31 protein-coding genes, 2 tRNA genes and 1 rRNA gene are annotated in these 25897 nt (G+C 41.8%); 16 read left to right on the forward strand and 18 right to left on the reverse strand.

The features are described from left to right. Window positions 1-5: 5 nt before the first annotated feature. The 9 genes from rrf (at window position 6) to ABMY41_RS17340 (ending at window position 6698) form a co-directional block, all read left to right on the forward strand. Window positions 6-120, forward strand: a 5S ribosomal RNA gene (gene rrf / locus ABMY41_RS17300). A 504-nt stretch (window positions 121-624) separates the two neighbouring features. Beyond that, window positions 625-1557 carry a hypothetical protein gene (locus tag ABMY41_RS17305; RefSeq protein WP_062566278.1) on the forward strand — a complete coding sequence of 311 codons (933 nt, stop codon included), beginning with the start codon at window positions 625-627 and terminating at the stop codon, window positions 1555-1557. A gap of 30 nt (window positions 1558-1587) precedes the next feature. Continuing rightward, window positions 1588-2487: a DUF350 domain-containing protein gene (locus ABMY41_RS17310; protein ID WP_062566277.1), complete on the forward strand. Its 900-nt coding sequence runs from the start codon at window positions 1588-1590 to the stop codon at window positions 2485-2487. Between the two features lie 4 nt (window positions 2488-2491). Next, window positions 2492-4213, forward strand: coding sequence for a polyamine aminopropyltransferase (locus ABMY41_RS17315; protein ID WP_175083127.1), 1722 nt, complete (start codon window positions 2492-2494; stop codon window positions 4211-4213). A gap of 79 nt (window positions 4214-4292) precedes the next feature. Further along, a complete protein-coding gene (locus ABMY41_RS17320) occupies window positions 4293-4706 on the forward strand; it encodes a DUF2170 family protein (RefSeq protein WP_054563728.1) in 414 nt (137 codons plus the stop codon). Between the two features lie 24 nt (window positions 4707-4730). Then, on the forward strand, window positions 4731-5423 hold the full coding sequence (locus ABMY41_RS17325; protein ID WP_054563727.1) for a PspA/IM30 family protein: 693 nt from the start codon (window positions 4731-4733) through the stop codon (window positions 5421-5423). Between the two features lie 71 nt (window positions 5424-5494). Continuing rightward, complete coding sequence (locus ABMY41_RS17330; protein ID WP_055199258.1) at window positions 5495-6133, forward strand: hypothetical protein; 639 nt, start codon at window positions 5495-5497, stop codon at window positions 6131-6133. Beyond that, on the forward strand, window positions 6130-6447 hold the full coding sequence (locus ABMY41_RS17335; protein ID WP_054554605.1) for a hypothetical protein: 318 nt from the start codon (window positions 6130-6132) through the stop codon (window positions 6445-6447). The genes ABMY41_RS17330 and ABMY41_RS17335 overlap by 4 nt, the downstream gene beginning before the upstream one ends. A gap of 65 nt (window positions 6448-6512) precedes the next feature. Then, window positions 6513-6698, forward strand: coding sequence for a hypothetical protein (locus ABMY41_RS17340; protein ID WP_054554683.1), 186 nt, complete (start codon window positions 6513-6515; stop codon window positions 6696-6698). Here the strand turns inward: ABMY41_RS17340 and ABMY41_RS17345 are convergent. From ABMY41_RS17345 to ABMY41_RS17365, 5 genes are all read right to left on the reverse strand, one after another. Further along, window positions 6691-7092: a hypothetical protein gene (locus ABMY41_RS17345; RefSeq protein ID WP_058585357.1), complete on the reverse strand. Its 402-nt coding sequence runs from the start codon at window positions 7090-7092 to the stop codon at window positions 6691-6693. The two genes, ABMY41_RS17340 and ABMY41_RS17345, sit on opposite strands and share 8 nt — an antisense overlap. A gap of 13 nt (window positions 7093-7105) precedes the next feature. Beyond that, window positions 7106-7591 carry a hypothetical protein gene (locus ABMY41_RS17350; protein WP_054554607.1) on the reverse strand — a complete coding sequence of 162 codons (486 nt, stop codon included), beginning with the start codon at window positions 7589-7591 and terminating at the stop codon, window positions 7106-7108. 149 nt (window positions 7592-7740) lie between these two features. Beyond that, complete coding sequence (locus ABMY41_RS17355; protein WP_349275605.1) at window positions 7741-9117, reverse strand: class II fumarate hydratase; 1377 nt, start codon at window positions 9115-9117, stop codon at window positions 7741-7743. Between the two features lie 8 nt (window positions 9118-9125). Continuing rightward, window positions 9126-9452, reverse strand: coding sequence for a hypothetical protein (locus ABMY41_RS17360; RefSeq protein WP_175080668.1), 327 nt, complete (start codon window positions 9450-9452; stop codon window positions 9126-9128). 145 nt (window positions 9453-9597) lie between these two features. Further along, complete coding sequence (locus tag ABMY41_RS17365; protein ID WP_054554610.1) at window positions 9598-9792, reverse strand: hypothetical protein; 195 nt, start codon at window positions 9790-9792, stop codon at window positions 9598-9600. 183 nt (window positions 9793-9975) lie between these two features. Between ABMY41_RS17365 and ABMY41_RS17370 the strand changes: the two genes are divergently transcribed. Continuing rightward, complete coding sequence (locus ABMY41_RS17370; protein WP_287242521.1) at window positions 9976-10566, forward strand: DUF938 domain-containing protein; 591 nt, start codon at window positions 9976-9978, stop codon at window positions 10564-10566. Here the strand turns inward: ABMY41_RS17370 and ABMY41_RS17375 are convergent. From ABMY41_RS17375 to ABMY41_RS17385, 3 genes are all read right to left on the reverse strand, one after another. Next, entirely contained in the window at window positions 10543-11682 is a 1140-nt protein-coding gene (locus ABMY41_RS17375; RefSeq protein ID WP_349275606.1) for a GNAT family N-acetyltransferase, read from the reverse strand. The genes ABMY41_RS17370 and ABMY41_RS17375 overlap by 24 nt on opposite strands. Further along, complete coding sequence (locus ABMY41_RS17380; RefSeq protein ID WP_349275608.1) at window positions 11679-13046, reverse strand: alpha/beta fold hydrolase; 1368 nt, start codon at window positions 13044-13046, stop codon at window positions 11679-11681. The genes ABMY41_RS17375 and ABMY41_RS17380 overlap by 4 nt, the downstream gene beginning before the upstream one ends. A 68-nt stretch (window positions 13047-13114) precedes the next feature. Further along, window positions 13115-13576 (reverse strand): Lrp/AsnC family transcriptional regulator, encoded by a 462-nt coding sequence (locus ABMY41_RS17385; RefSeq protein WP_289098192.1) that lies wholly within the window; start codon window positions 13574-13576, stop codon window positions 13115-13117. A 113-nt stretch (window positions 13577-13689) separates the two neighbouring features. On the opposite strand from ABMY41_RS17385, the gene ABMY41_RS17390 reads away from it, so the two are divergent. Beyond that, window positions 13690-14859, forward strand: coding sequence for a monodechloroaminopyrrolnitrin synthase PrnB family protein (locus ABMY41_RS17390; RefSeq protein ID WP_054563718.1), 1170 nt, complete (start codon window positions 13690-13692; stop codon window positions 14857-14859). Beyond that, a complete protein-coding gene (locus ABMY41_RS17395) occupies window positions 14859-15977 on the forward strand; it encodes an aminotransferase class V-fold PLP-dependent enzyme (protein ID WP_349275610.1) in 1119 nt (372 codons plus the stop codon). Before ABMY41_RS17390 ends, ABMY41_RS17395 begins: the two co-directional genes overlap by 1 nt. On the opposite strand, the gene ABMY41_RS17400 is transcribed toward ABMY41_RS17395, so the two are convergent. The 5 genes from ABMY41_RS17400 to ABMY41_RS17420 form a co-directional block, all read right to left on the reverse strand. Further along, on the reverse strand, window positions 15949-16713 hold the full coding sequence (locus ABMY41_RS17400) for an MBL fold metallo-hydrolase (protein WP_289098193.1): 765 nt from the start codon (window positions 16711-16713) through the stop codon (window positions 15949-15951). The two genes, ABMY41_RS17395 and ABMY41_RS17400, sit on opposite strands and share 29 nt — an antisense overlap. Before the next feature lie 69 nt (window positions 16714-16782). Continuing rightward, window positions 16783-17283 carry a DUF4124 domain-containing protein gene (locus tag ABMY41_RS17405; RefSeq protein ID WP_175083134.1) on the reverse strand — a complete coding sequence of 167 codons (501 nt, stop codon included), beginning with the start codon at window positions 17281-17283 and terminating at the stop codon, window positions 16783-16785. A gap of 108 nt (window positions 17284-17391) precedes the next feature. After that, window positions 17392-17484: transfer RNA gene (locus ABMY41_RS17410), tRNA-Ser, on the reverse strand. A 53-nt stretch (window positions 17485-17537) separates the two neighbouring features. Beyond that, window positions 17538-17628, reverse strand: a tRNA-Ser gene (locus ABMY41_RS17415). Window positions 17629-17855: 227 nt separating this feature from the next. After that, window positions 17856-17996: a hypothetical protein gene (locus tag ABMY41_RS17420; RefSeq protein ID WP_166341396.1), complete on the reverse strand. Its 141-nt coding sequence runs from the start codon at window positions 17994-17996 to the stop codon at window positions 17856-17858. A gap of 324 nt (window positions 17997-18320) precedes the next feature. On the opposite strand from ABMY41_RS17420, the gene ABMY41_RS17425 reads away from it, so the two are divergent. Continuing rightward, window positions 18321-19169: a YegS/Rv2252/BmrU family lipid kinase gene (locus tag ABMY41_RS17425; RefSeq protein WP_349275612.1), complete on the forward strand. Its 849-nt coding sequence runs from the start codon at window positions 18321-18323 to the stop codon at window positions 19167-19169. A 53-nt stretch (window positions 19170-19222) separates the two neighbouring features. Here the strand turns inward: ABMY41_RS17425 and ABMY41_RS17430 are convergent, their stop codons facing one another. Continuing rightward, entirely contained in the window at window positions 19223-20152 is a 930-nt protein-coding gene (locus tag ABMY41_RS17430; RefSeq protein ID WP_054563712.1) for an EamA family transporter, read from the reverse strand. Between the two features lie 101 nt (window positions 20153-20253). On the opposite strand from ABMY41_RS17430, the gene ABMY41_RS17435 reads away from it, so the two are divergent. Next, window positions 20254-21696, forward strand: a complete 1443-nt coding sequence (locus tag ABMY41_RS17435; protein ID WP_349275614.1) for a PLP-dependent aminotransferase family protein — start codon at window positions 20254-20256, stop codon at window positions 21694-21696. A gap of 66 nt (window positions 21697-21762) precedes the next feature. Here the strand turns inward: ABMY41_RS17435 and ABMY41_RS17440 are convergent, their stop codons facing one another. After that, window positions 21763-22563: a YggN family protein gene (locus ABMY41_RS17440; protein WP_054563710.1), complete on the reverse strand. Its 801-nt coding sequence runs from the start codon at window positions 22561-22563 to the stop codon at window positions 21763-21765. Window positions 22564-22954: 391 nt separating this feature from the next. Here ABMY41_RS17440 and ABMY41_RS17445 point away from each other — a divergent pair, with 391 nt between their 5' ends. Further along, window positions 22955-23143, forward strand: a complete 189-nt coding sequence (locus tag ABMY41_RS17445; RefSeq protein WP_082389337.1) for a hypothetical protein — start codon at window positions 22955-22957, stop codon at window positions 23141-23143. Window positions 23144-23195: 52 nt separating this feature from the next. Here the strand turns inward: ABMY41_RS17445 and ABMY41_RS17450 are convergent, their stop codons facing one another. The 3 genes from ABMY41_RS17450 to ABMY41_RS17460 all read right to left on the reverse strand — a co-directional run bounded on the left by ABMY41_RS17450 (window position 23196) and on the right by ABMY41_RS17460 (window position 24789). Then, complete coding sequence (locus ABMY41_RS17450; RefSeq protein ID WP_217875435.1) at window positions 23196-23678, reverse strand: glutathione peroxidase; 483 nt, start codon at window positions 23676-23678, stop codon at window positions 23196-23198. 107 nt (window positions 23679-23785) lie between these two features. Further along, the gene (locus tag ABMY41_RS17455; RefSeq protein ID WP_058585371.1) at window positions 23786-24085 is read right to left on the reverse strand and encodes an AzlD domain-containing protein; all 300 of its coding nucleotides are present in this window, start codon (window positions 24083-24085) and stop codon (window positions 23786-23788) included. Beyond that, on the reverse strand, window positions 24082-24789 hold the full coding sequence (locus tag ABMY41_RS17460; protein ID WP_289098195.1) for an AzlC family ABC transporter permease: 708 nt from the start codon (window positions 24787-24789) through the stop codon (window positions 24082-24084). Before ABMY41_RS17460 ends, ABMY41_RS17455 begins: the two co-directional genes overlap by 4 nt. A gap of 137 nt (window positions 24790-24926) precedes the next feature. On the opposite strand from ABMY41_RS17460, the gene ABMY41_RS17465 reads away from it, so the two are divergent. Then, window positions 24927-25577, forward strand: coding sequence for a cytochrome b/b6 domain-containing protein (locus ABMY41_RS17465; protein ID WP_289098196.1), 651 nt, complete (start codon window positions 24927-24929; stop codon window positions 25575-25577). Window positions 25578-25897 lie beyond the last annotated feature (320 nt).

A 25897-nucleotide genomic window follows, 5' to 3' on the forward strand; every position in this document is an offset into this window, starting at 1 on the left:
ATTTGCTTGGTGACAATAGCGTTTTGGACCCACCTGACCCCATGCCGAACTCAGTAGTGAAACGAAACAGCGCCGATGATAGTGTAGCAGCTGCTATGTGAAAGTAGGTCATCGCCAGGCTCCAAATTAGAGAAAGCCCGATTCGAAAGAGTCGGGCTTTTTTTCGTTTTGAGCTGTCAGCTTTCAGCCATCAGATGTCAGTTGAAATGTGTGGTTGTTTAGTACCGAGACTCCCTCAGCAACAAACCCCGTAGCAGGCATTTCAGTGCCGAATTCAGACCTTAACAAACACATTCACGGCCAAAGCCATACCTACAAGTACACTTTGCCTAGAACCTCCAGCTGAGGAAGACGCAGCACCAAACACCTCCACCGCGCGGCTGATCGCTGACGGCTGAAAGCTGATAGCTCTTCTTATGATGGGTTTCGCTCCGCTCTAGCCAACCTACGCCAGACCTTTAAACTTTCCCCTTTCTAACTTTACTCTCGCTAACTTATGTTGGGTTTCACTTCGCTCTACCCAACCTACCACCCAATTTACCCTTTGTTGCAATTTTAATCTTGGTTTAGTACCTGAGCTATGTAAAACTATTTGCGTTTTTAAACCACAATCAGGTGACATGAATGTCTCAAATAAAAGCTTGGAAACTTATTAGCCTGTTTTGTTTGGTAAGCTTGCTTATGGGCTGTGAGTCGAAAGAAGAGCAGCTGAAACAAACAATACAACAATCCATAGAAAAAGCTGAAGTTGAATTAAATCAACTCGGTACAGCGCTTGATAATGGCTCTTTGCGTAATGCGACGATACTTAAACAATACGGCAAGGTGCTTGCTGAGCAGCAACCGCAACTTTCTGAGATCGCCCGTGTAATTAGTCTTGATGCGACTCGTGAAGGGGCTATTTATTCAGGTCTTACACAACGCTTAGCTGATGTTAAGTCTACGTATCTAATACCACCATATGAAGATACTCTTCATCAACTTGATCTTATTCGTGATGCCGCCAAACCGTCTTTATTTCAGGATGCGCTGACAGATCCTATCAATATGCTTGCCGATATGTCGCAAGGCTCACTAGCGCGGGTTGGTGCAATTAGTGAAGCTGCTGAAGGTGAAAGTGTTGGTAACCAGTTAGTTGGTAACCCTAACTATGGGCAATGGCAAACAAATAGCAGCGGTACCAGTTTTTGGGTTTGGTACGGTATGTATCGCATGTTGGGCGATGTATTCGACCGAGTTGAATATGGTCGCTGGAGCCGTCATAGAAAGTATAGCTATTACAATGACTATGGCCGTTATCGTTATTCGAGCCCAAAACAGATTAAAGCACAACAAACGGTAGAGACGCGGACTCGACAGTCTTATCAACGCCAAGGTAAACAATTCACTAGTCCGTATGCCACTAAGCGCAGTGGTGCATCTGGATTAAGCCGTAGCAGCTATACGCCGCCACGCACACGCAGTAGCTATGCTTCTAGCAGTAGTTACAGTAGAAGCTCTGGGTCATTACGCAACAGCTCGAGCAGAACATCACGTGGCATTAGCCGCGGTAAGTAGTGAAAAGAATAACCACCGGAGTTACAACACATGTATGAATTTAATGGAATAACAACTTGGTCGTTGCAAGCTTTAGCAATCGACTTTGCAATCATTATCGCTTTATTTGTCAGCCTAAAATTTATCAAAGGCTGGGTATCTAATTTACACGCTAATGATGAAATAACTGAGCGTGACAATTTTGCTTTTGGTATTAGCTTTGCGGCAGGACTTGTGGCACTGGCTATTGTTCTAAGTGGCGTGAGCAGCGGCTCATTTGCACCGACTTTACAACAAGAAGCATTACAAATGCTAGGTTATGGTGTGATGGCGATTGTGCTTATCAAGCTAGGTCACTTCTTCCAAGACAAGGTAGCGCTTCGTAAAGTGAGCCTGCATGACGAAATCGTAAAAGGTAATGCGACTGCTGCACTCATTGATTTTGGCCATGTGGTGAGTGTGGCTATTGTTATTCGCTCAGCTTTATTTTGGGTGGCGACTGAAGGCTGGCATGGTATTCCAATTGTGATCGCAGCTTTTGCCATTGGCAGCATTGCGATGCTACTGATCAGTCAATATAGAGTGCAGTTATTCAAGCGTACTAATCGCAGTGGTGATTGCTTACAGCAAGCGGTTATTGACGGTAACTTAGCAGTAGGTATTCGTTACGCTGGCTTTTTAGTGGGTAGTGCATTGGCATTAACTGCTGCATCAGGTATTGCTCCTTATGCGGCTGACAACATTGTTGCTAGTTTAGGTTACTGGGCATTAAGTGCTGCAGTGAGTTTAGTTGCTTTCATTTTACTACACTTAGTGACTATCAAAATCATCCTATCTGGTTGTGATATTTCAGATGAAGTGAACCGCCAGAAGAACGTGGGTGTAGCTGCTATCTCTGCAGCAATCTCATTTGCGATTGGCTCGACTATGGCAACCTTGTTAGGTGCCTAATTAAGTGTCTACTACAACAAGCGCCCCAAGTAGAGCCAATCTACTTGGGCATGATTTCCTATTAATAACTGTTATGGCCGTACTCGCTGGGTGCGGCCTAATTTATGAATACCTGCTATCTCATTATGCAGGTCGTGTCTTAGGCTCGGTCGAGAGTGCCATTTATGCCATGATCGGCACCATGATTGTCGCTATGGGTATCGGTGCATTTTTAGCACGTTGGTTTAAAGATGCATTTACTGCTTTCGCGTGGCTAGAGAGCATAATTGCTTTGGTCGGCATGGGCTGTATTTTAGCGATAGCGAGTGTTATCGCTGTCAGTTATTCATTGCCGCATATCTTCTCCGAAATTTTTAACTTGCCTGCAGATACCGTACTTAATGGCTATGTATTTGAAAAGCTACAAGAGTGGTCACGTTTCTTACCCTATGTGTTTGGTCTGTTACTCGGGCTATTGATCGGTATGGAGATCCCGCTGATTGCGCGTATTCGCCAGCAAGTTTATGGCCGCTTTTTAGAAAATAATGCGGGAACTATTTACGGGGCGGATTATATCGGTGCCGGTGTCGGTGCTGCTATTTGGGTGAGCATTATGCTTGCTATGCCAATTATGCAAGCAGCAGCTTGGACGGCGTTGTTTAATATTATTGCTGGTCTCGTGTTTTTATGGCGCTATCATCAACATGTTCGCTTCGCTAAGCTACTGCTAGTTTGCCATGTGCTGTTGTTGGTGTTTTTTGCGTTTGTGCTCGTGCTTGGCACCAGCTGGATGAAAAACCTAAGCAATGTTTTATACAAAGATAAAGTTATCTACTCGCAAGCAACTAAGTATCAGCACCTAGTTTTAACTGAGCGTTTGAGCCGCAATCAGCCCAATGCGATTACCGATCTTTACCTCAATGGCCGTTTACAATTCTCAAGTGTGGATGAGCAAATTTATCATTCAATGCTTGTCTATCCTGCTATGTTGGCCTCAAATCGCCATGACCGCGTGTTGATCATCGGTGGCGGTGACGGGCTTGCATTACGTGATGTTCTGAAGTGGCCAGTAGAGCATGTCACTCTGGTTGACTTAGATGGTCAGCTGTTAAACTTATTTGGTAATGATGTTGGCGACTATGATGCGCCAGAGAAAATCAGAACACGTTTAACAGCGCTAAATAAACATTCTATGAGCGATCCCCGGGCTGATATTCGCATTGCAGATGCCTTTTTAGAAGTCGAAGCAATGCTGGCAAAAGGCGAGCGCTTTGACACTATTTTAATTGACCTACCAGACCCTAATCATCCTGATCTTAATAAGATGTACAGTGATTATTTTTATAATCATGTGCGTCAGTTGTTGGCACCTGATGGGGCTGTGGCTGTGCAATCAACATCGCCTTATCATGCGAAGAAAGCATTTTTAAGTATTGCTAAAACAATGAAAGCTGCTGGCTTTGGTTATGTTGAGCAATACCAACAAAATATTCCTTCGTTTGGTCAATGGGGTTGGACTATCGCGACCACCGCTGGCAAATCAGCAAGTCAGCGAATTCGCGAAACTAACGAATTACCGGTGCCATCTCGTTGGGTAAGCAAAGAATATTTATTGGCTTCTTTTGTGTTTCCGAATCATTTTTTTGAACAAGTAAACACGATTGAAGTCAATAGATTAGGTTCAGGAACCTTATATGATTATTACCGCCAAGCGTGGCAAGTTGAAACCGAATTGTACAAAAATTGATATTTTATAGTTGACATAATATGTCGGCTATGCAAATCTTAACTCAGACATAATATGTCAAAACGTAAAAAGGTGAGACATGGAATTAAATGAACTATCAATCAAACTGGCTTCTTTTGAAACAGAAGGTGTGAGCTTTGAGTCTTTCTTGATTGCCAACGAAGGTGAGCAAGATGTGTTACAAGTTATCGTCGATGGGAATGATGAGTTACCTATCTTTGTTACTCAAACAGAAGAGCAATTACTGTGTATTAGCTACCTGTTTGCTGAAAACGAAGTACAAGCAGATATGCGTAATGAGTTAAACGAAACGTTACTACGTTTAAATGTACCAATCCCATTAAGCGCATTTGCAAAAATTGATGATAAATACGCTATTTTTGGCGCGTTATCGGTTAATTCATCGTTTGATGATATTACCCATGAGTTGGTAACACTGGCAGACAATGCGATTGATGCACTTGAAGCCGTGACTATTTATTTAAACGATTAATTAGCAATTTCTGGAGTTAAGATTATGAGTATTTTAAAGAAACTATTTACAGCTGTACGTGGTGGCGCTCGTGAAGCAGGACAAGCAATTGTTGATGCAAACGGTATCCGTATCTTTGAACAAGAAATTGCTGATGCACAAAATGCCCTACAACGCGCTAAAAAAAGCCTGACTGAAGTAATGGCAAAAGAGATGCAAACGAAGCGTAAAATTAGCGCACTAGATGCATCAATTGCAGAACATGAAGCGTATGCAGGTCAAGCACTTGAAAAAGGCAATGAAGCGCTAGCATTAGAAATCGCAGAAAAAATCGGTGATTTTGAAGCTGAGAAAGCAGAGCACGAAGAAGTGTTAGCTGGTTTTAGTAACCACATTGTGCAACTAAAGCAGCAAGTCAAAGATGCTGAAAAGTCGATTAAAGAAAACCAACGTCAATTAACGATGGTTAAAACGACAGAGAGTGTGCAGCAAGCAACAATGGCTGTTAATAGCACGCTAAATACTAATAGCTCATCAATGACATCAGCACGTGAGTCTCTAGAGCGTATTAAGCAGCGTCAGCAAGACCGCCAAGACCAGTTAGGTGCGGCTAAGCAATTAGAAGCTGATACTAATGGCGATGATTTAAAAGCGAAAATGGCTGAAGCGGGTATTGGTGATACCAACCCGAAAAGCGCGGATATTCTGGCGCGTATTAAAGCAAAACAAAATAGCTAATCAGTTAACGGAAAGACAAAAGGTAACCCACGCACTGGGTTACCTTTTTTGCTTCAACAAGGAGTCAGCCAATGTTTAACTTTTTCAAATCTAAAAAAGCACCAGAGCGTCAGCTTACTGATCCAAGCCAATTACTCGTTGGTGATATGCTGACGGTGATTGATTCGTTCGCTTACCCAAGCTGGTTAAAAGGACAGACATTGCGTGTTATTGATGTGCAAACGTATCAGTACCAACGTAGTGCAGAGTATGAGTTGGTACTCGAGAGTGAATCTGGCCAAGTGGTGTTTTTGCAAATTGAATCAGATGACGGTGAGCAATGGGCAAATTTTGCGATCAAAATTCAACGCGACGATGTTGATGAGATTTTTACCCTTGATGAGTTCGCTCGTATTTTTGATGAAGACGAATTAACGGCAATTAACGTGCAAAATAGTCCGGAGCGTTTTAGTCACTTTTTAGCATCGAGCTACAAGCAATCAGAAGCGCCTTATGTGTGTTATTTCCATAATAAGGACTACCGTAATAAGCCTTTACCTCGTTATGAAGATGAAGGCGGTGAACCGTGTGAAATGATCTGTTTAAGCTCAGATGATGAATCGCATAGTTTAAATATTGAGATTTGGGAAGGCGGTGAAACAGAGGTATCACTGACGTTAACCAGACCAATTAGCGATATTGTTGACTTATTTCCTGGGGATGCCAAGTGAGTGATGCAAAAGCCAAATGGCAGCGTCAGGAGCAAGCCGTTAGAGCCACGCAAATGGCGTTCGATTTAAGCTCTGAAGTGCAAAAATCAATTAAGAAGCAAGCCATTGACCAAGAGCTTACGCCATCAGATATGATCCGTAAGATTTTGGAGCTCGACGTTAAGTCGAAAAAAACCAGACAGCGTTTATCGTTTAACTTAAATGATGAAGAGATTGCTTTATTGGCTGAGCGCTTTGGTGTTGCAGCTGATGATAAGCGTGCTGTGAAGCAGCGCGTGGCTGAATTACTCATTGAACACAGTAAAAAAAGCTAAGGTTTTGCCTTTACTTCTTTAAGCCCTTACACTGAGACTAGATGTTTTAAAGAAGTGGCATGACTGTGGATATTATTTTACTTGCGTATTTAGTTATTTTTGCATTATTTGGCACTGCTGCAAGTTACTTTGTTCGCTACATTTATGCTTACTGGGTGCATAATACAATGCAGGTTAAGTACATATATAAGGCCGGGATTTGTATCATCAGCGTGGTGATTGTTTCCGGCCTTATTGCATTATTTACTTAATCTCGATTGCTTGGCACTGCTGTGAAATACACAGCGATTGTACAGGCAGAACTGGTGAGCAATCGTTAACAGTTAATGCTTGATCAGATGACTTCTCAGCCGCTGTAATTCGCTCTGCAAGTTGCTCTGCTTGCTCTTGTGTATTGTTTAACGTTGAATAAACCACATAGCGACTTGGGCCACCACATGCCCGCTCACCAACTTCTAACACCTTACATTGAAAACTCGCAGTACAGCTATTATTGCTAACGATATCGTTCAGCTGATCATTTAAATCACCTAGATCAACGCGTGCAGAGCTACCCGACGTTGTTGTTTCGCAACCGCTTAAAGCAATGCTTGCTAACACAGTTGTGGTGATGAAAAGTTTCTTGAAAGTCGATGAACGAACCATTATTGCTTATTCCTTAGTATACACTTGCCGCTGAGCCTTCGATTCTAACACAAGTATTCTCAGAACACTGCGCACCTGGCGCGGTTAGATGCTGACAAATACTCATCATGTCGTTTGCTGCGTTAAATTGCTTTTCAAGGGCGGTGATATCTTTTGCAAGTTTTTCAACCTCAGCCGTGTCAGCTGTTTTGGTTGAATAAACAATGAAGCTACTTGGGCCGCCACAAGCACGACTACCAACAGGTAATACTTTACATTGGCTGCTGTTGTCACAGCTTGGATCATCGATTAATTGTTTAAGTTGCTCATGGGCAGAGCTAATAGTGGCTTTATCTGGGGCTGCTTTGGTCACTTCCTCAGCGTTTTTTATTTCAACGGCTTTTGGTGCCTCGACAAGTTTATTGCTGGTTGCCGTTGATTCGGCTTGCTCATTAGTTGCAGCGTCCGAGCACGCAGTTAATAACACAGGAAATAAAATTGCCAATAGTGGATAGCGCATAACATACCTAAAAATCGTTGAATAAGTACTCACTATCATACACATTGCTCAAAGTGGAGCAATAAAAACGTTAGCTTTCAGTAAGTAGCTCTGTATTCACAGAGCTACAGTAAGATAAAAGTTTTACACCTATCTGCAATAAATAGGTATTACAAACCACCTTGGGTTAGTTTGGCAGGGTTCAGTAACTCGCTCAGTTCTTCGCGCGAAATATCCGTATGCTCAGCAGCAACATCAATAATAGGACGACCTTCTTGATAAGCTAATTTGGCAATTTTTGCGGCTTTGCTATAGCCGATCACCGGATTAAGTGCAGTAACCAGAATTGGGTTTTTAGCGAGCGCTTTATCAACATTGCTTTGGTTTACTTTAAAGCTGGCAATCGCTTTATCTGCCAGTGCTTCACTGCTATTTGCTAACAGTTCGATACTTTGCAAAATGTTTAAGGCAATCACAGGCAGCATTACATTGAGCTCAAAGTTACCCGCTTGACCAGCCACTGTAATGGTCGCGTCATTGCCAATGACTTGTGCGCTGACCATAGCGGCCGCTTCAGGGATCACAGGGTTTACTTTACCCGGCATAATTGATGAGCCCGGTTGTAAAGCCTCAAGCTCAATTTCTCCAAGCCCTGCAAGAGGGCCTGAGTTCATCCAGCGTAAGTCATTGGCTATTTTCATTTGTGCTACAGCAAGTACCTTTAGCTGACCTGACAGCGCAACAATGGCATCTTGTGAACCGATGTTATAAAAGAAGTTTTTGCTTGGGCTAAAGCGAATACCCACATTCTCACTCAAGTGTTGGCAAAGCTCACCGGCAAACGCTGGATCGGCATTTATGCCGGTACCAACTGCTGTGCCACCTTGTGCAAGTTCACAAACTCGCTCAAGAGCTTGGCGAATGCCTGCCATTGCATGATCCACTTGTAACTGCCATGCCGCCAGTGTTTGTGCAAAACTCACAGGCATTGCATCCATTAAATGAGTGCGACCGGTTTTAACAATATGGCCTACTTCGGCTTGTTTGCTTTGTAGGCTTTGACTGAGTTTATCGAGTTTAGGAAACAGCTCATAAATGATGTTAATAGCGCTACTTACAGCAATCGCAGTGGGGATCACATCATTTGAGCTTTGTCCCATGTTCACATCATCGTTGGGGTGAATGGTTTCTCCTGCAAATTGGCTCGCCAGCGTTGCAATGACTTCATTGGCATTCATATTTGAGCTAGTGCCAGAGCCTGTCTGAAATACATCAACAGGAAACTCTGAAAAATGCTTACCATCGATGACCTCTTGGCATGCTTGCTCAATGGCTTTGGCTTTACCTTGGCTCAAATGGCCTAAAGCAGCATTACTTTGCGCGGCAGCTTGCTTAATGTAGGCGAGGGCGGTGATAAATTGCTTAGGCATGGCTAAGCCACTAATTTGAAAATTGTTGATAGCGCGTTGCGTTTGAGCTTGATACAAAGCATTGGCAGGGACTTGTAGCTCACCCATGCTATCTGATTCGGTTCTAAATTGGCTCATAAACACTCCTAAATCGGGTTAAATTCTTGGCTGAGAAGGCACGCTTCTCGCTCCAAACTGAAATACTTTTCAATACAGTTATGAGTTTTGTAGTAACGCTTTAGCGCAAGTTGCGGTTTATAAAGCTGAGCTAAACATTGTTTACGAATTGCATTATGCACTAATGAATCACACATCTTTTCAAGTAGTTCATGAAAGGTACGTCTTAGATACAGCTCTTGCAAAATAAAGTTGTGATGCTTTTCGTAATAGCGTGAAATGTTTAAACCCGCTTCAACATAGTTAGCAACAAGTGCAGGGGCATGTAGCCCAGGTCTTTGGCAAACACATTTCATTTGCCGCTGATAATGGAGCATAGCATTGTGAGAGTGCATAGAAAAACCGATTAACTGTAATGATAATTGTTATCATTACAGTTAATCGGTTTTAGTGCAAGTCTTATATAATGAAGCTAAGACTGAATGGATTAACTGTGTGTGATTAATTGTAGCCGAGAATAAAAATCTGGTCTGTTTCATGTTTTTTCGGCGCCTGTACATTTTCTTTGTTACATTGAGAAAGAAGATCGATCACGGTTGCTCTGTCGTCACAACTTGTTAAGGCGGCTTTTTCGCTTTCAGCACGTTCGCTGGCTGCAAGTGCTGCATCTACAGCGGTGTAGGGTGAGATATACATAATATTGCTCCTATTGATTAATTCACTTAAGAAATAGCATAAGCTGTACCAATATTGATCAATAAATTTAACTTGTTGAAAATAATGGTTTTATGTTTTTAACTAATAAATTCACCGCGACTTTATTATTTATTTTTGCTTTACTGTTGTGCACTAATTACCAAACATGGTGCACTAATTTGTATGGATAAACCCTTCTCTCAAGCCTGTGAAAACAATAAATTACCTATTTTAAACGTATTAGAAGCGTTCTTTTCTGATGTGACGGATGTATTAGAAGTCGGCTCAGGTACTGGGCAACATAGTGTGCATTTTGCAACGCATTTAGCACATTTGCAGTGGCATTGTAGTGATCGCGAGGTTAATCACCCGGGGATTTTACAATGGCATCAAGAAGCTGCATTAACTAACTTGCATGCGCCACTGACACTCGACCTTAATGATCCTTGGCCGGTTGAAACTGTGAATGCCATTTTTACGGCGAATACAATGCACATTATTAGCTGGCCACTGGTGGAGCGCTTTTTCCAAGGTGTAGCAAAGCACTTAGCGCCAAAAGGTAAGCTGTGTATTTATGGACCATTTAAATACCAAGGTAAGTTTACCAGTGCTAGTAATGCTGAATTCGATGCGTTTTTAAAACAGCAAGATGCAAATAGTGCGATTCGTGATTTTGAAGCGATTTGCCAACTTGCAGAGCAAGCTGGCTTAGCCTTGGTTGAAGATGTGCAAATGCCAGCGAATAACCAATTATTGCTGTTTAAAAGGCAGTAAGCCTTCGCAATGGGCTTTATAGAGCGCCATATGTTGGCGTTCTCTAGTAATAAAATCGCTAATGGCAGCTGCAAACTCAGTGTGCTGAATATGATGCAGTGAATAGGTATTTACGGGCTTAAAACCGCGGCTTATTTTATGCTCACCTTGCGCGCCAGAATGGAACTGCTTAAGTTTGTTGGTAATGCAGTACTCAATGCCTTGGTAATAGCAAAGCTCAAAGTGCAAACTATCAAGCTCATAATTTGTTCCCCAGTATCGACCATATAAACAGTTCTGATCTTTAAAACTGAGTGTGGCGGCAATCACTTCTCCTTGATACTTAGCGAACATTAACACCAGTTTGTCGGCCATGCTTTGCTGTAATAACTCAAAAAAGGCGGTATTCAAATAACCATTGTGGCCTGAGCGCTTCAAATAGGTTTGGCGGTAAAAATGACTAAATTTCTGCATGTGCTGTTTGTTGATGTCAGCACCTTCGAGCCATTCTATGGTTATCTGTTGTTCAGCTATTTTAGCGCGTTCTTTTTTGAGCGATTTACGTTTTCTTGCGGTGAGTGAAGCTAAAAAGTCCTCAAAGTCATTATAGCCTTCATTAAACCACTGAAACTGCACGCCATGACGTTGCATTACGGTGTCGCTAGTTAATGCTGTCGCTTGTTGCTGGTGGCAAAAATTTATATGCCAACCTGACCAGTCTAATTGCGCTGCCGTTTCTGTGAGTATGTGCTGAATATACGCATAGACTTCAGCGGGCTTATTGTGATTTATACTAATTCGTTGCCCTGCAATAGGTGTGAAGGGTACGCCACACAGCCATTTAGGGTAATACTCTAGGCCATGTTGTTGATAGGCTTCAGCCCAAGCCCAGTCAAATACATATTCACCATAAGAGTGGTGTTTTAAATACCCAGGTAGTAGGGCTATGACTTGTTTTTGCTGGTAAATTGCGAGGTGCATTGGTTGCCAGCCCGACTCTTCACTCACACAGCCTGCTTGTTCTAAAGCAGCTAAAAAAGCGTGATCGGTAAAGGGCGTATCATCAAAAAATGATTGCCAAAGAGCGGCATCAATCTCGCTTATTTGATTAAACCAGCGGTGGCTAAACTCACTCATTGTGCAGCCGATTCAATATCTTTGATGAAACCGTTGATATGCATAGCAAGCTTATCGAAATAAGGGTTAAACGTGAGTCGTGCGAAGGGCTTGTGCGCTTGTAAATTTTCGGCTGTGCGCTCACCCATCACAACGTCTTTTTGGTATTTGCAGGCTGTATAAAGCGTGTCGTCATCTAAGTAGCTGCCGCAATTGCGATACAAAGCTTTACGACCGTAGTAAGGGTTGCTGGGTTTATTAACAATACCAATGTGTGACATCCCTTTGATTTTTTTACAGTCATCGGTGTCGCAGTCATCACGAATTATTTGGTAATCAGCTGGAAAGCTAGCTGGGATGTTTTTGTCATCCCCATAGTATACAAGGCGATCAAGCTGATTATTCTTGCGCGTTTTTGGGTCGTGCAGCTTAGTTAAAATCTTAAAGGTTGCTTGGTTATCTATTGTGGTGTCAATATCACTAAAGGTACTAAATATTGCTACATTAGGCAGTTGGCGATGACGTAGTTCATCAAGGCTAATACGGCTCATTGCTTCGTGACTAGCTGAGGCAGCACTAAATGGAAACGACTCATACTTGGCAAAATCAAGGTCCGCATCTTTATCAATCCAATTCACAAATGGAATCGCATCGACCCATTTCGCCAGCCAACCGTTTTTATTGTGTGGCTCGCTTGCGGGTGAAAACAACATAGCAGCAGTAATTTTATTATCGACCGGGCCTTGAGTTAAGTAATCAATAACCAGTGCAGCACCCGTTGAGTAGCCCCCTAATATCACCTGATCAAAGTCTTTTAATGTGCGCTCAATGGCATACACGCTAGCCTTCTGCCAATCATCGGCATCGATGTCTCTAAGTGCTGCAGGAGCGGTACCATGCCCAGGTAGTAAAATTGTGCGCACCGTATAACCTTGTTGATAATACACCTGTGCAAGGTCGTGATAGGTAAAGGGTGAGTCGGTTAAACCGTGGATCAAGAGCACGGCTTTACGGCTATCGGCCTGTTTAAGTTCAAATGGGCTTATTAAATCAGCAACAGTCGCGTTAGCTGGTCTAGTGCCTTGTGCAACAAGCTGCTGATAGGTGTCGGTGTAAACAGGGCATGGCAAACTAGCACGCGGATTTTCGCTACTAATTTGCAGGTAAGCAGCGGTTAAATAGTCACTAAATGCTTGTTCGATATTATAGCTAAAGGTGCTATGGCTGCGTGGTAATGGCTCTCTAAACAGCCCTTCGCGCTTACTTTTCATCATTAGTGCTTGGTCTTCAAGCTGAGTAAGGCAGGTTTGTTGCTGTGCCATTAATGGGCTGCTAAATAGTCCACTGATGGCCCAAGAAAGAGCAACTAAGTTGATGAATTTCATATTTTAAGCATCCTTTTAAAGCCTGTTTTTAGCTTATCGAGTTATGTTTTATTTGCAAGCAAGCTGCGTCAAGCGAGCGGTAAATGACGCTTAGTGAACGCTTGTTTTAAAACCACCGTCGACTCGATGTTAGCAATACAATCAATACTACCTAATTTATGTTTCACAAAGCTTTCATAGCTTTCTAAATCAGCGGCAATAATCTTGAGTAGATAATCATAACTGCCTGAAATAACAGAGCACTCAAGCACATGTTCAAGCTTCTCAACCTGCTGTTCAAATTGCTCAGCAGCGGCAACAGAGTTTTGGTTTAAGCGAACAAAGGCATACACAGACACATTTAACTCAACGGCTTTAGGATTGATGGCAGCATGATAACCGCTGATCACATTTGCTGATTCGAGCTTTTTAATGCGGCGTAGGCAAGGGGTATCGGACAGGCTAACCGAGTGTGCCAGCTCTGAGACAGAAGTTCTCGCATTATCCTGTAAAGCATTAAGTAATTGTTGGTCTTTTTTATCTAATTTCATTTTTATTTGAGTGATTTTCACTAATCTAGATGGATTCTAGTCTATATTTTGGCGATTAGCACTCATTGAACTCTGTTAACATTATCGCAATATAATTATTTTGGAGTGAGCCTGTGACTGAGAACACTAAGGCATTTGATAGCTGGCTTCGCACCCGTTTTGTTGAGATCAATAGCGAATTAGAAAAACTATATTGGCAACAAGACGATAAAGCGAATGTAGAGGGTGTCGGTGAGCACCTTAAACGTCAATTAGAGCAAGAAGGTAATGAGCATATTCGTGCCTTACTGGCAGAGGGCAATACCGATGAAGGCTTTGATAATGCCTTTGACTTATTAGGTAATGTTGGCTTGTATATGGCGGCATGCCGTCGCCATGAGATAACAGAGCCTTCTCGTGAAACAAGCTCACCGCTTGTTGAAGCTTCTGCGTTGGCAATGCACATTGGTGCATCTATTGGTGTAACCCCGCGTTTTGCAACGGCGCATTTAACCACCCACAACAAAGCGGTTGATGGTTTGTATAAGCGTTTTACTGACCTTGAAGATGAGAAAATCTTTATCGATTACAATACCAAGGGCATTTTAGCGTATAAGCGCGCGGCAGATGCTTTATTAAAAATTCAGCCGTTAGGGATATCACATCCTATCGCGGCAGATTTACTCGCAGTAGCAAAACAAGCATTGCTTGATGTGATTGAGTCGAACAATACGTTATACAACAAGCTCGATACAGACCGCTTTTTCTATTGTGTACGCCCGTATTACAAGCCGTATCGAGTAGGTAAAGAGGTATATCGTGGCGCGAATGCTGGTGATTTTGCGGGCATTAATGTCATCGATTTATTGCTTGGTCTTTGTTTTGCTAATGAACCTAGTTACTCGCAAATGCTGGTGGATAAATTCTTGTATATGATGCCTGAAGATCAGCAGATCCTGCGTGAAAGCATGCGTATGACAAGCATTATGGATGACTTTTTAGCGGCAGAAGCTGAGCGCGATAGCGAATGGTTACAAACTAACTTAAAGCTGTTCATTCAAGTGTGTAAACTGCATGGTGATACTGCCATTGGCCACCATAATCAGCTGGTCAGTAAATACATAGCGCAGCCTTCACAGCAAATGCAGCAACAACATATGGATAAAGTCACAGCCAGTGGGCCGCCTTTGCATGTGTTACTTAACTCACTAGAGCAGTTACGTGATCGCCGTGCGGCAGCAAAAAGGGACGATATTCGAACTCGGTTTGATGATTTAACTAAGTTAAAACAGTGGATTAAGTAATGAACAAAAACGATTTCGTAATTCCACAAGGCAGCTATTTGCTTAATCATTCTGTGGGGCGACCCTTAAAATCTGCTGAGCAGCATTTTCATCAGCAGTTTTTTGCCGCTTGGCAAAATGAAAATAAAGAACCATGGCAACAGTGGTTGCAAGGTGTTGAGGCATTTACGAGTAGTCTCGCTAAATTATTTAACTCGCAAAGTGAGTTATTTTGTTCACAAGTTAACTTATCAAGTGGTTTAACCAAGCTGTTGATGTCGCACCCACGACTGCAACAAGAAAATTGCAAAGTGTTAATGGCAGAAAGTGACTTTCCAAGCATGGGTTTTGCGATGCAAAAAGCCCTACCTGAAAGTGCTGAAATCGTGTTTATTGGTAAGCATGAAGACTTAACTGATGCGCAGGTTTGGCAGTCATATTTAGCAAATAATGATATTGATTTAGTCTTTATAAGCCATGTTTATTCAAATACGGGTCAGCAAGCGCCTATTAACGAAATTATCAATATCGCAAAGCAGCACAACACATTGAGCTTACTTGATGTTGCGCAGTCTGCGGGTATTTTAGAGGTCGACTTAACTAAGCTTGATGCCGATTTTATGTTGGGCTCGAGTGTAAAATGGTTATGTGGTGGACCGGGTGCTGCTTATTTATGGGTTAACAGCAAGCAGCTATCACTTTGTCAGCCACAAGATGTTGGCTGGTTTTCTCATCAAAATCCGTTTGAGTTTGATATTAAGCACTTTGCTTATCATCAAACCGCGTTACGCTTTTGGGGCGGTACCCCTTCAGTTGCACCTTATATTTTGGCTTCGCATAGTATTAATTACTTTGCTGATCTTGGTATTGAGAAAGTACGCGCTCATAACTTAGCAATGCTCGCTCAGTTTCATGATCAATTAGCTGATTATATGCGCTCACCCATACAGGCTGACAAATGCTCTGGTACGGCTATTATGCATTTTGGCGAGCAACAAGCGGCTGTTAAAGCTGCGCTTATTGCAGCGAATATTGCGGTTGATGAACGTCACTTAGGCTTAAGAGTCTCTGCTCATATTTATAATGATCAGCAGGATATAGATACTTTTATCACGACTGTGAAAAGCGCTTTAAATTAAGTGCTTGTCGAGCCTTTGCTTTAACGGAACGCCAGTGCGTCATTGGTTTTTCGGGGACCAGCGCTAAAATTTGCTCAAAGTCGATGTCATCAATACTTACTTCGTTGCTGTGGGCAAACATAATCCGTTTTGGTTGTAGCGCTTTTAGCATCAACAAAGAGCTTAAATACAGCTTTGGGTAAAAAACAGGAAAGGGTGGCACAAGCTGCCCTTTTACTTTTACTAGTAAATCAGCAATGTAAATTCGCTCGCTAGGAATATGATACAGGCTAATATCTCGGTCAGTGTGACCTGGGCTATGTAGTGCTTGCCAATCGTCAAAGCCGGGTAGGATTGCATCAGTAGCAAGGTAATAATCTGCATCTAGATGGCGGCTGTACCAAAGGTTGTGGCGTTTTTTATTTAACCTACCTGCGACCCACCAAGCCAAAGCGATATCGGTTAAATGCATTAAGAAACCATCAATGCCTCTATACCATTGACCTGGAGCATTCGACGTCGCTATTTTGCCGCCGCTTAACTTTCTTAGTGCATGCGCTCCACCGGCATGATCTGGGTGCATATGGGTGACAACAATCAGTTTTAAGTCAGTGATGGGACGCTTGAGTTGTTCGGTAATATAGTCAAATACAGTATCAACATCAGCACGGCAACACCCATCAAGCAGCATCAATTTATCTGGATATTCAACTAAATAGATATTTTGAATATAACCTTCGAGCGTGTGAATGTGCAAAACAATTGATCCCTAAACTAAATCAGCAAATGTTGTTATATCATGTCTGACCAGTTTTGGTAAGTTAAGCTAATTGGATTGCGTGCCTCGCTCTTTGAGCTGCTTTTTGTTTTCTTCTAGCTGTGCTACTTGTTTTTCGAGGATGCTGATTTGGCTTTTATAGTAAGCGTTAATACGCTCACTTTGTTTGCTGATAGCATCATCAATAGAGGCTGCGCCTAACCTATTTGCGGCATCTTGCGTCATATTATTGAGTTTATCGATGCGCTCACTTTGTTGTTTTTGTAGTTCTTTAATTTCTAGTTGAAGGCGGTCTATTTCACGATCGGCTTTTTGAATTTTTAAATAATCTTCAACACTTAAGTCGGCAGGCTTTTGTGGTTTTTGCGGTTGCTCTGTAGCTGGTGTTTGGCTACTTGCTGGTGGCGGTGCAATTTTCACGATTACTGCATCTTTTCCACAAGGCTGCTCTGTAAAAGTGGCAACCCCGTCAATCATGCACTTATAAATAGTGGCTTGACTGTAGGCGCTGGCAAATAGGGCAAGAGTAAAAAATGCAAAACGAAACATAGCATCACTTTGTGTAGCAAATAGAAACTTAGCATGCATGAAATATAATGAAGTGTGCAAGTTTTCGGGCATAAAAAAACCGCTTAAAAGCGGTTTTTAATAATAAAATGGTGGAGAAGGAGGGATTCGAACCCTCGATAGAGCTACAAACCCTATACTCCCTTAGCAGGGGAGCGCCTTCGGCCACTCGGCCACCTCTCCAGCGCATAATTCTGATTGTAATTTGCTGAAATTAATCAACAAATAAAAATAAGTGGTGGAGAGATAGGGATTTGAACCCTAGAGGGGCTACAAACCCCTGCCGGTTTTCAAGACCGGTGCATTCGACCACTCTGCCATCTCTCCACATCGTGATGCGAGAATAATACTTAGCTGAATCGGCTGTGTAAATAGGAAAAAGTTTGTTTGCTTGTTTTTTGAGCGTAAAGAGGGAGTTTTTTGTAAAAAGGTTTAATTAATTGCTGTTTTTAACTTAAAAGAAAGGGGTTGGAGCAGTAAACGGAGGAGCTAAAGAAGGATCTTCGTTAGTGGTTGGGTGTTTACTGCACCGATAAAGTAACCATGGTTGGGGATTACTTGTGTTGTACTGCGCCGCCAAGAGCTAACTTTTTGCCGTAGCGATTTAGTTTTGCCAACATTTTTGCTTTGCGGTTTGTTGGTTTTACGGCAACATGAGTTGCAGCGTTTTGGTTTAATGTATTAATTGGGTTCATTACTTTGCTCCGGGTTGTGTTTGGTTGAAAACGTGAGTATTTTGCAATCAAACTGGACAAAAATAAAACGATAAAAATTGAGTCTGTCGGATAACTTTTTCTAATCCAAAAGCCTTTTATTAACATGGGGTTAAGTTTTTGTCTAAGTGATATTTTGCATGCTTATGCAGTTTCTTTAACGCTGAAGTGTAGGTAAATAAAGGTTTTTAGTTTTTGTTATTTTTATTTATGCGTTTTTAGAGTGAGAAAGTGACTAATTATTCAGATTAATATAATTTGAACGAGTGTGGTGTTTTTGCCATGCAAGAAAAGAAGTAACCGTTGATGTTGATAATAATAAAGCCAAGTGACAAAAAAAATCATAAAAACAGTGTTGATTGGCTACTAAAAGAATGTAAAAAAAGACAGATTGAGCCTAAATTGTATTTAACCACAGGCAAGTTTGAGAATGATTGCGCTGATATAGCGCTTTTGGCTAAAAACGAAACTCAAGTTGTGGTGATTGGTGGTGATGGGACGCTTCATTTAGCCGTTAATGCATTAATGTCGAGTCGCTGTTCTATCGCGTTAATTCCGGCTGGCACAGGGAATGATTTTGCTCGTGGCTTTGCGTGTAAACAACAGGCTTGGTATGACGCTGTTTTTAATAGCCGTACTGAGTTAATCGATGTTGGACAAATCAATCAGCGCTATTTTATTAATGTGGCGGGAATAGGTTTTGACGCTGAAGTCGTGACTCAACTAAACAAAGCCGGAAGTTTTAGCTCGTTTGGCTACACTTGGCAGGGCATCAAGCAGCTATTTTCATTTAAGGCACAGTCACTTCAGGGTGAGTTTAATGGTAAAGCACTCAGCTACAGTAATTTAGCGACGATTTTTGCTAATCATCATTACTTTGGTGGTGGCTTAAAGATTGCCCCTCGGTCAAAGTTAAATGATGGTCAGCTTGATTGCTACTGTATGCCAGCTGGCGGTTTGTTGAAAAACCTGATCAGCTTTTTGTATTTACTACTCGTAAAGCATCATGGTTTGCAAGCGCTAGAATATGCTCGGTTAACTACTGCTGAGGTCACCACGAAAGGGTTGGCTATAGAAGCCGATGGTGAGCTTGTTGGTTTTACTCCGGCTAAGATTAAGATACACAAACAAGCACTTCGTTTTCATATGCCATAAAAAAGCGCCGGCAAATTTGCCGGCGCTTGGTGTTAGAGGTGACATAGTCACTTCTAACTGGGGACGGAGCTTTTTTGCTGTAGGTTACGTGCAGCAAAAAATGCTTTAATTTGTCGAGTAGGAGTCAGCACGATAGCATTACCGAATAACACCAAGCTAAATCCCATAAAGGTATTCGCTTGCCATTCAAATCCTTCAAATAAAGTACTTAACACCACTGCAACCAGTGGGAATAATACGATCACATAGCTTGCGCGCTCAGGGCCGATGTTTTTAAGTAGCGCGAAGTAACAAGCAAATGCGATTACGGTACCAAACACTGCTAAGTAGAAAAGCGACACCCAATAGCTACTCGGGGCGTTCAACGTGAGCTCAACGTCGCTTACTAAAACATAAGCAGCTAGACCTAAAGCGCTGTATAACATACCCCAGGCATTGCCTTGAAGTACGCCAATGTTACGTTGTGAATTTCGAACACTGACCATATTCCCTAATGAAGCCACAAAGGTTCCAGATAGCGCAAGTAGTAACCCGACCAACGCACCATTACTCAAGTCGAATTGCTGAATTTGTGGCCAAAATAAGCTGGCAATACCCATTACGCCGAGTAGAGCGCCAAAGTAAATTCGTTTCGCAATTGGCTTTGCGAAGAACAAGCGGGTGTTAATAATGTTCATCAATAGCAACATCGAAAACGCTATTGAGGCCATTGCTGAGGTGAGATAGTTCTGCGCCCAATACAGCACTAAATAATTTAAACCAAAGTTAAATAAGGCTAATAAAGCAAAAAATCCGTGATCACGCAGTGAATAATGCATAGGTAGCTTTTTCATGAGCACAAAGGCCCACATTAAAATAGCTGCAATGGCAAAGCGGTAAAATAAAGAGACCTCAACAGCAACATCACCTAGTTGAAACTCAATAGCTAGCCAAGTCGATCCCCAGATCAGTACTGTAGCAAGGTAGAGAGCGGCGCTTTTCATAGTTAGTACCCAAAAATTGAAAGTATGTTCATTTTAATCCTCTTCTGTATACTTAACATATACAGAAAACTAGAAATGCAACCTATACAGTTTGGTGGGCTATGTCACAAGTTATCAGTCGTAGTAACAGTGAGTTCTTATATCAACAAGTTATTCAGCTAGTTAGAGATCTTTGCTTGCAAGGCTCGTTATTACCGGGTGAAAAGTTACCTTCGCTCAGAAAAATGGCAGACAAGCTCAACATCAGTATTCCTACTGTAAAACAAGCGTATCAATTACTTGAAGGGCAAGGATTGATTGAAGCAAGAGAAAAGTCAGGGTACTTTTTAAAGTCTTCACAGTTAAATCAGTCACGACCAAAGCGAGTTAGGCTCAGTCGAGAGCCGACCACAGTCAATAAGCAAGGCTTGATTGAGCAAGTCTACAGCGCTATCCATAAAGCTAATGTGGTGCCATTTGGTATCGCCAACCCTGTAGCCGCTGCACCTACAGATAAAGCACTGGCACGAACAATGCGCCGAGTAATGACATTAGCGGGCGCATCGGCAATTAATTACGGGCCGATGGATGGCTTTGCACCACTTAAAAAACAACTCATTCATCGCTATCTGGATTTTGGCATTGGGGTTGATAGCGATGAATTAGTGATCACCAATGGTGCTCAAGAAGCATTGGCGATTGCCCTTAAGTGTGTCGCTAAACCCGGTGATATTATTGCTATCGAGTCGCCTTGTTATTTTGGCATTATCGAATTAATTGAAAGCTTAGGTTTAAAGGCACTGGAAATACCGCTGTGTCCTGATGAAGGAATATGGCTAGATGACTTGGCTCAAGCACTCGATGAACATGATATAAAAGCCTGTGTGTTTTCAACCTCATTGAATAACCCTGTTGGCAGTTTTATGCCTGATGCCAAGCGTGAGCAATTAGTGGCACTTTTAGAGCAGCGTGATGTGGTGTTTATTGAGGATGATGTATATGGCGACTTACATTTTACGGCAAAGCGTGCGACGCCTGCACAGGCCTATTCAAAAAAGGGCTTAGTGATCACCTGCGCGTCGTTTTCAAAAACAGCAGCTCCCAGTTATCGCATAGGTTGGATCATTGCTGGTAAGTTTGCTGAACAAGCAAGACGACACAAACGCGCGCTTAGTTGCTCCGCGCCACTTATAAACCAGTGGACCTTGTATGAGTTTATAGCTAGCGGTGAGTACGACCGTAACATTCGTTTGCTTAGACAGCGCTTAAGTACCAACAAAGAGCGTATGATTTGGTGCCTGCAGCAATATATGCCAAGTTGTGCGCGTATAAGTAACCCGCAAGGGGGCTGTGTTATTTGGGTTGACCTTGGTAGCCAATATGATGCGGTAAAGTTATTCCATTTGGCACTTGAGGCGGGGATCAGTATTACTCCAGGGTTGATATTCTCAGCGGGTAAAAAATACCGTAGCTGTTTTCGTTTAAGTTATGGCTTGCCTTGGTCTGAAAACTTAGAGCAGGCGATTAAAACGTTATCGCACCTGACTGTGCTGACCAAAAAATAAAAAAGCGCAGAGCAAGCTCTGCGCGAAAGGACCAAGTGTTTTGGTTCAGGGATGTTAATTAGTCAATTACTCTGCATTCTGTTTGAAAGTAAATAGTTGATACTCTTTTAGCTCTGGTACTAGAACCACTAGCTCTTGCTCTTTATGAGCGATATCAGCAAAGCTGCCGCATAATGCATCTGCACGCTCTTCAAGTTGAGCTGCCTGTGTTTCTACACGAGCTTCGATTTGTGCGCCCATGTTTTCCATACGTTGCTCAAACTCATCCATGTCGCCACCTGAACCTAAAAGTTCAGAGCCTAGCGCCACTAAAATACTGCCCATCGATTGCATCATGGCTGACTCGACAGCCGATTCGATTTGCTCATCGAATTGGTCTTCAAAGTTTTGGCCAAATTTTTCGAAATTTTGCTGACCCATGGTGAACGCACCTTGCTGATAGAAAGCGTTTTGTACTTCTACGCTGATATCGTCCATTAATTCTGAAATGTCGCTTAGGCCATCAATATTGAAAGCATTTGATACTTCTTCGATGGCTACACCAGCTATTTTTACACCATCAAGTGCGATATTTGCTACTTCAGGAAGTTGGCTGCGTAAGCTGTCTGAGTAATCTGCAATTGCTTGCTGTTGTGAAGCATCAAGCGACACGCTTTGACCATCGATATATAAAGTGTGTTGATCGATGATTTTCATAGTGCGATTATCGGCTGTGTATACTTCTAACTCGCTTGGTGTAATGCGTACATCATTTATAAATTCAACATCACACTGCTCACCGCTGAATGAAATATTTGTATCATTATCGTTATGAGCCATTGCGCCGGTAGCGATAAATAAAGAACTTACTAACAATAACTTTTTCATTTTTTTCTTTCCTGTTTGAAATGACACAAAAACATAATCAAATTGAATGCCAAAATTTATAAATTCAATTAATTCAAAATCTTGCTGTGTTTTGAGGCTTTTTCAAAAATTGCGGTGAATAACTTTTTAACCATTTTTTAGTCAAATTAACTAAAAAATACACATGCATAAATGACTTTTATCGAAACGATAAAAAACTCTCACTTTTCAGAAATCAAATTTAGCGCTATTTATTCACAATATTGACATATGACCTATTTAGCATGGGTGTATGGCTTTATTTTGGTGGTTTTTTAGATACTAAATTACTACTGAGCTTTTTAATCTTTGCCAATTCATCGAGCAAATTTTAATCTCAAGAATTGGTCTCAAACACTTTATGGAGTGGGTTGTGGGTAAGACATTTAGTTATGACGCGCTAGATGACGATTTTGTTGAAGACGAGTACGAAATGGTCGGGCGTAATCAACACGACAAGAAAAAGCAACGCGTAAAGAAGAAGTTGGAAGACTATCTTGAACAAAAACGCTTGCGCAGAAACTTAGGCGATGACGACTTTGACGAGTACTTGAACGACTAAGCATAAATTTAGATAAAGAGGCAATTTGCCTCTTTATTGCTTTTAGACTTTGTTATTTGCTCAGTGCTGCTGCGATGTCTGACTCTAGCTGTTCAGGTTTTGTCAGTGGCGCATAGCGCTTAATTGCCTTGCCATCTTTACCAATTAAAAATTTGGTGAAGTTCCATTTTATTTTGCGGGTGATAAATCCCGGTAACTCTGATTTTAGGTATCTAAAAACAGGGTGAGCATGTTCGCCATTCACATCGACTTTGCTCATCATTAAAAAGCTAACGCCGTAGTTAATTAGGCAGCCTTCTTTAATTTCTTTTGCATCACCTGGTTCTTGTTTTCCAAATTGGTTACATGGAAAACCAATTATTACTAAACCTTGCTCATGATACTTTTCATGCAGTGCTTGTAAGCCTTCATATTGTGGAGTGAAACCACATTTACTTGCAGTATTTACAACAAGTACGACCTTGTTTTCAAAATCAGAAAAGTCAACGGTTTGGCCTTGTAGGCTGGTGGCTGAGAGTTGGTGAAATTCGCTCATAATGATAACTTTTTATTATTGTTGCATTGATTCTAACTTGCTTGGAGTTTTTCTAAAAGGGTAAATTTTAATCAGCGGTTTTTCTTACTTGGCGTTAAGTATCTCAGCTAACTTAAAATTATAAATAATCCCATTCCTGCCAGTGTTGTGTAGTATATGTTATGTGTTTTATAAGCCACGATAACAGACACAACAGCAGCACTTAGGTAAGGGTTTTGCCAATCTAGATTTATCCCTTCGTCATTAATAAATACAATGGGCACCCAAATTGCGGTGAGTACGGCAGGGGCGCTAAAACTTAAAAATTGCTGCATTTTCGGGCCGACTTTGAATGGTAATGCGCGGTGCAAAAATAAGTAACGTGTGAAGAAGGTAATACACGCCATTAATAAAATGGTGGTCATCATTGTGTATGCTCCTCTTTTGCTTGCAAGCGACTAATTAGGTAGCCCACTGTCATAGCGATAAGAGCCGCGGTGACAAGCCAAAGTTGAAAGCCCTGACTTTTTAATAGTGTTGCTACAACGCCTGCGGTGATCACTGTAGCCAGTGTCGCAAGGTTCTTTACACCCGGAATAACTAAAGCAATAAACGTGGCTGCGATGGCAAAATCAAGGCCAAGGTGTGTTAAATCGGGAAGGAGACTTCCTGCGACAATACCTAGCAAGGTCCAGATATTCCAGGCAATATAAAAACTAAAGCCGGCACTTAGCGCGTAAATAAGGCGAACTTTTGTGCGGTAGGCTTTACGATGGTGCGAAAAAGCAAATAATTCATCGGTTAGTACAAAACTCACTGGCAGTCGCCAACAAAAGGGTTGATCTATGACTTTGTGCCGAATAGCTAAACCATACAAAAAATGCCGTGAGCTAATAATGAGTGTGGTAAATAAAATAGTTAAAAGCGGCGTATTACCGGCCATTAATTCAATCGCAACGAGCTGTGCTGAGCCTGCAAATACCAATAACGACATAGCTTGTGTTTCTAAAGCACTGAAACCATTTTGAACTGCTAACGAGCCACATAGAATTCCCCAAGGTAACACCGCAAGGCATAAGGGGAGCATGTCGAAAAATCCTTTTAGCAAGGCTCTTATTGTTGATTTATGCATCTTATCGCTCATGTTTGTTGTTATGGCTCAGATCAAAACAGCTGAAATAGAGGTGTGTCAAAATAACTGAAGTTTGCAATAATGTATAGCTGAGCCTGTTGCTGAAATCATTAGCGTCTTTTAAAGGGAAAGTTACAATGTCAAAAGTTAAAGTATGGGATGGCTTTATAAGAAGCTTCCATTGGTTATTAGTTGCGGCCATCGCAACCCTCTATTTTAGTGCTGAAGAAGGTATGTTGGAGCTGCACTTTGCTGCAGGCTACTTCACTCTAGCGCTTATTATTACACGCCTTGTTTGGGGCCTTATTGGTAGTAAAACGGCAAAGCTCTCTGCGCTGATTCATTCACCAATCGCCGCAATTAAATCGTTTACAAGCAATGAACATAAGGCGGGTCACGGTGCGGCGGGTAGTTATATGGTGATAGCCTTTTTTGCGTTACTTATTGTACAGTTAGCCTCTGGCTTAATGACTAGTGACGATATATTAACGGATGGTCCACTAGTCGAGCATGTATCCTCAGATACCGTAGATTTTGCCGGTTGGTTACATCACTTAAACTTTGACATTTTATTGTATGCCATAGTGTTGCATGTATTGGCGATTGTGATTTACCGCATTAAAGGAAAAAACTTAGTGAAACCTATGCTAACGGGCAGTAGCGAGCAAGTTGCGGTTACTGAGCCTGTTACAAAATCGCCGTTGATAGCTTTTGTTATTTTTGCAGTGTGCTTAGTGGTGCTATTTACGACTTGGGGTGCAGAGCCGCTCAGCTATTTGCTTGGGTAGGTAATCTAATACCAATCCGCAATAATACTTAATCATTTTGAGGGATAAAACCTGTCGCTATCTGCGTTAAAAATTTCTGATTTAGAACAAACTAAATAACGAAATTTTTGCCTTGCTATCAACGAGGTTCTATTGCCTCAAAATAGACCACTTAATTAAGCGAATTGGTATAAGACATTAAAAAAGGCGCTAATAAGCTGTCTCTTATACACAAATCCCTGCTAAGAAATTAGCGGGGATTTTTTTGAACTAAATTTCAACATCATGATCAGATCTTCAAATCTTGTTTGGAGACACATTATGATTAACGACCATACTCA

Origin of the sequence: Pseudoalteromonas sp. BZA4 (genome assembly GCF_040104395.1) — a bacterium.
In the GTDB taxonomy this organism is placed as follows: domain Bacteria; phylum Pseudomonadota; class Gammaproteobacteria; order Enterobacterales; family Alteromonadaceae; genus Pseudoalteromonas.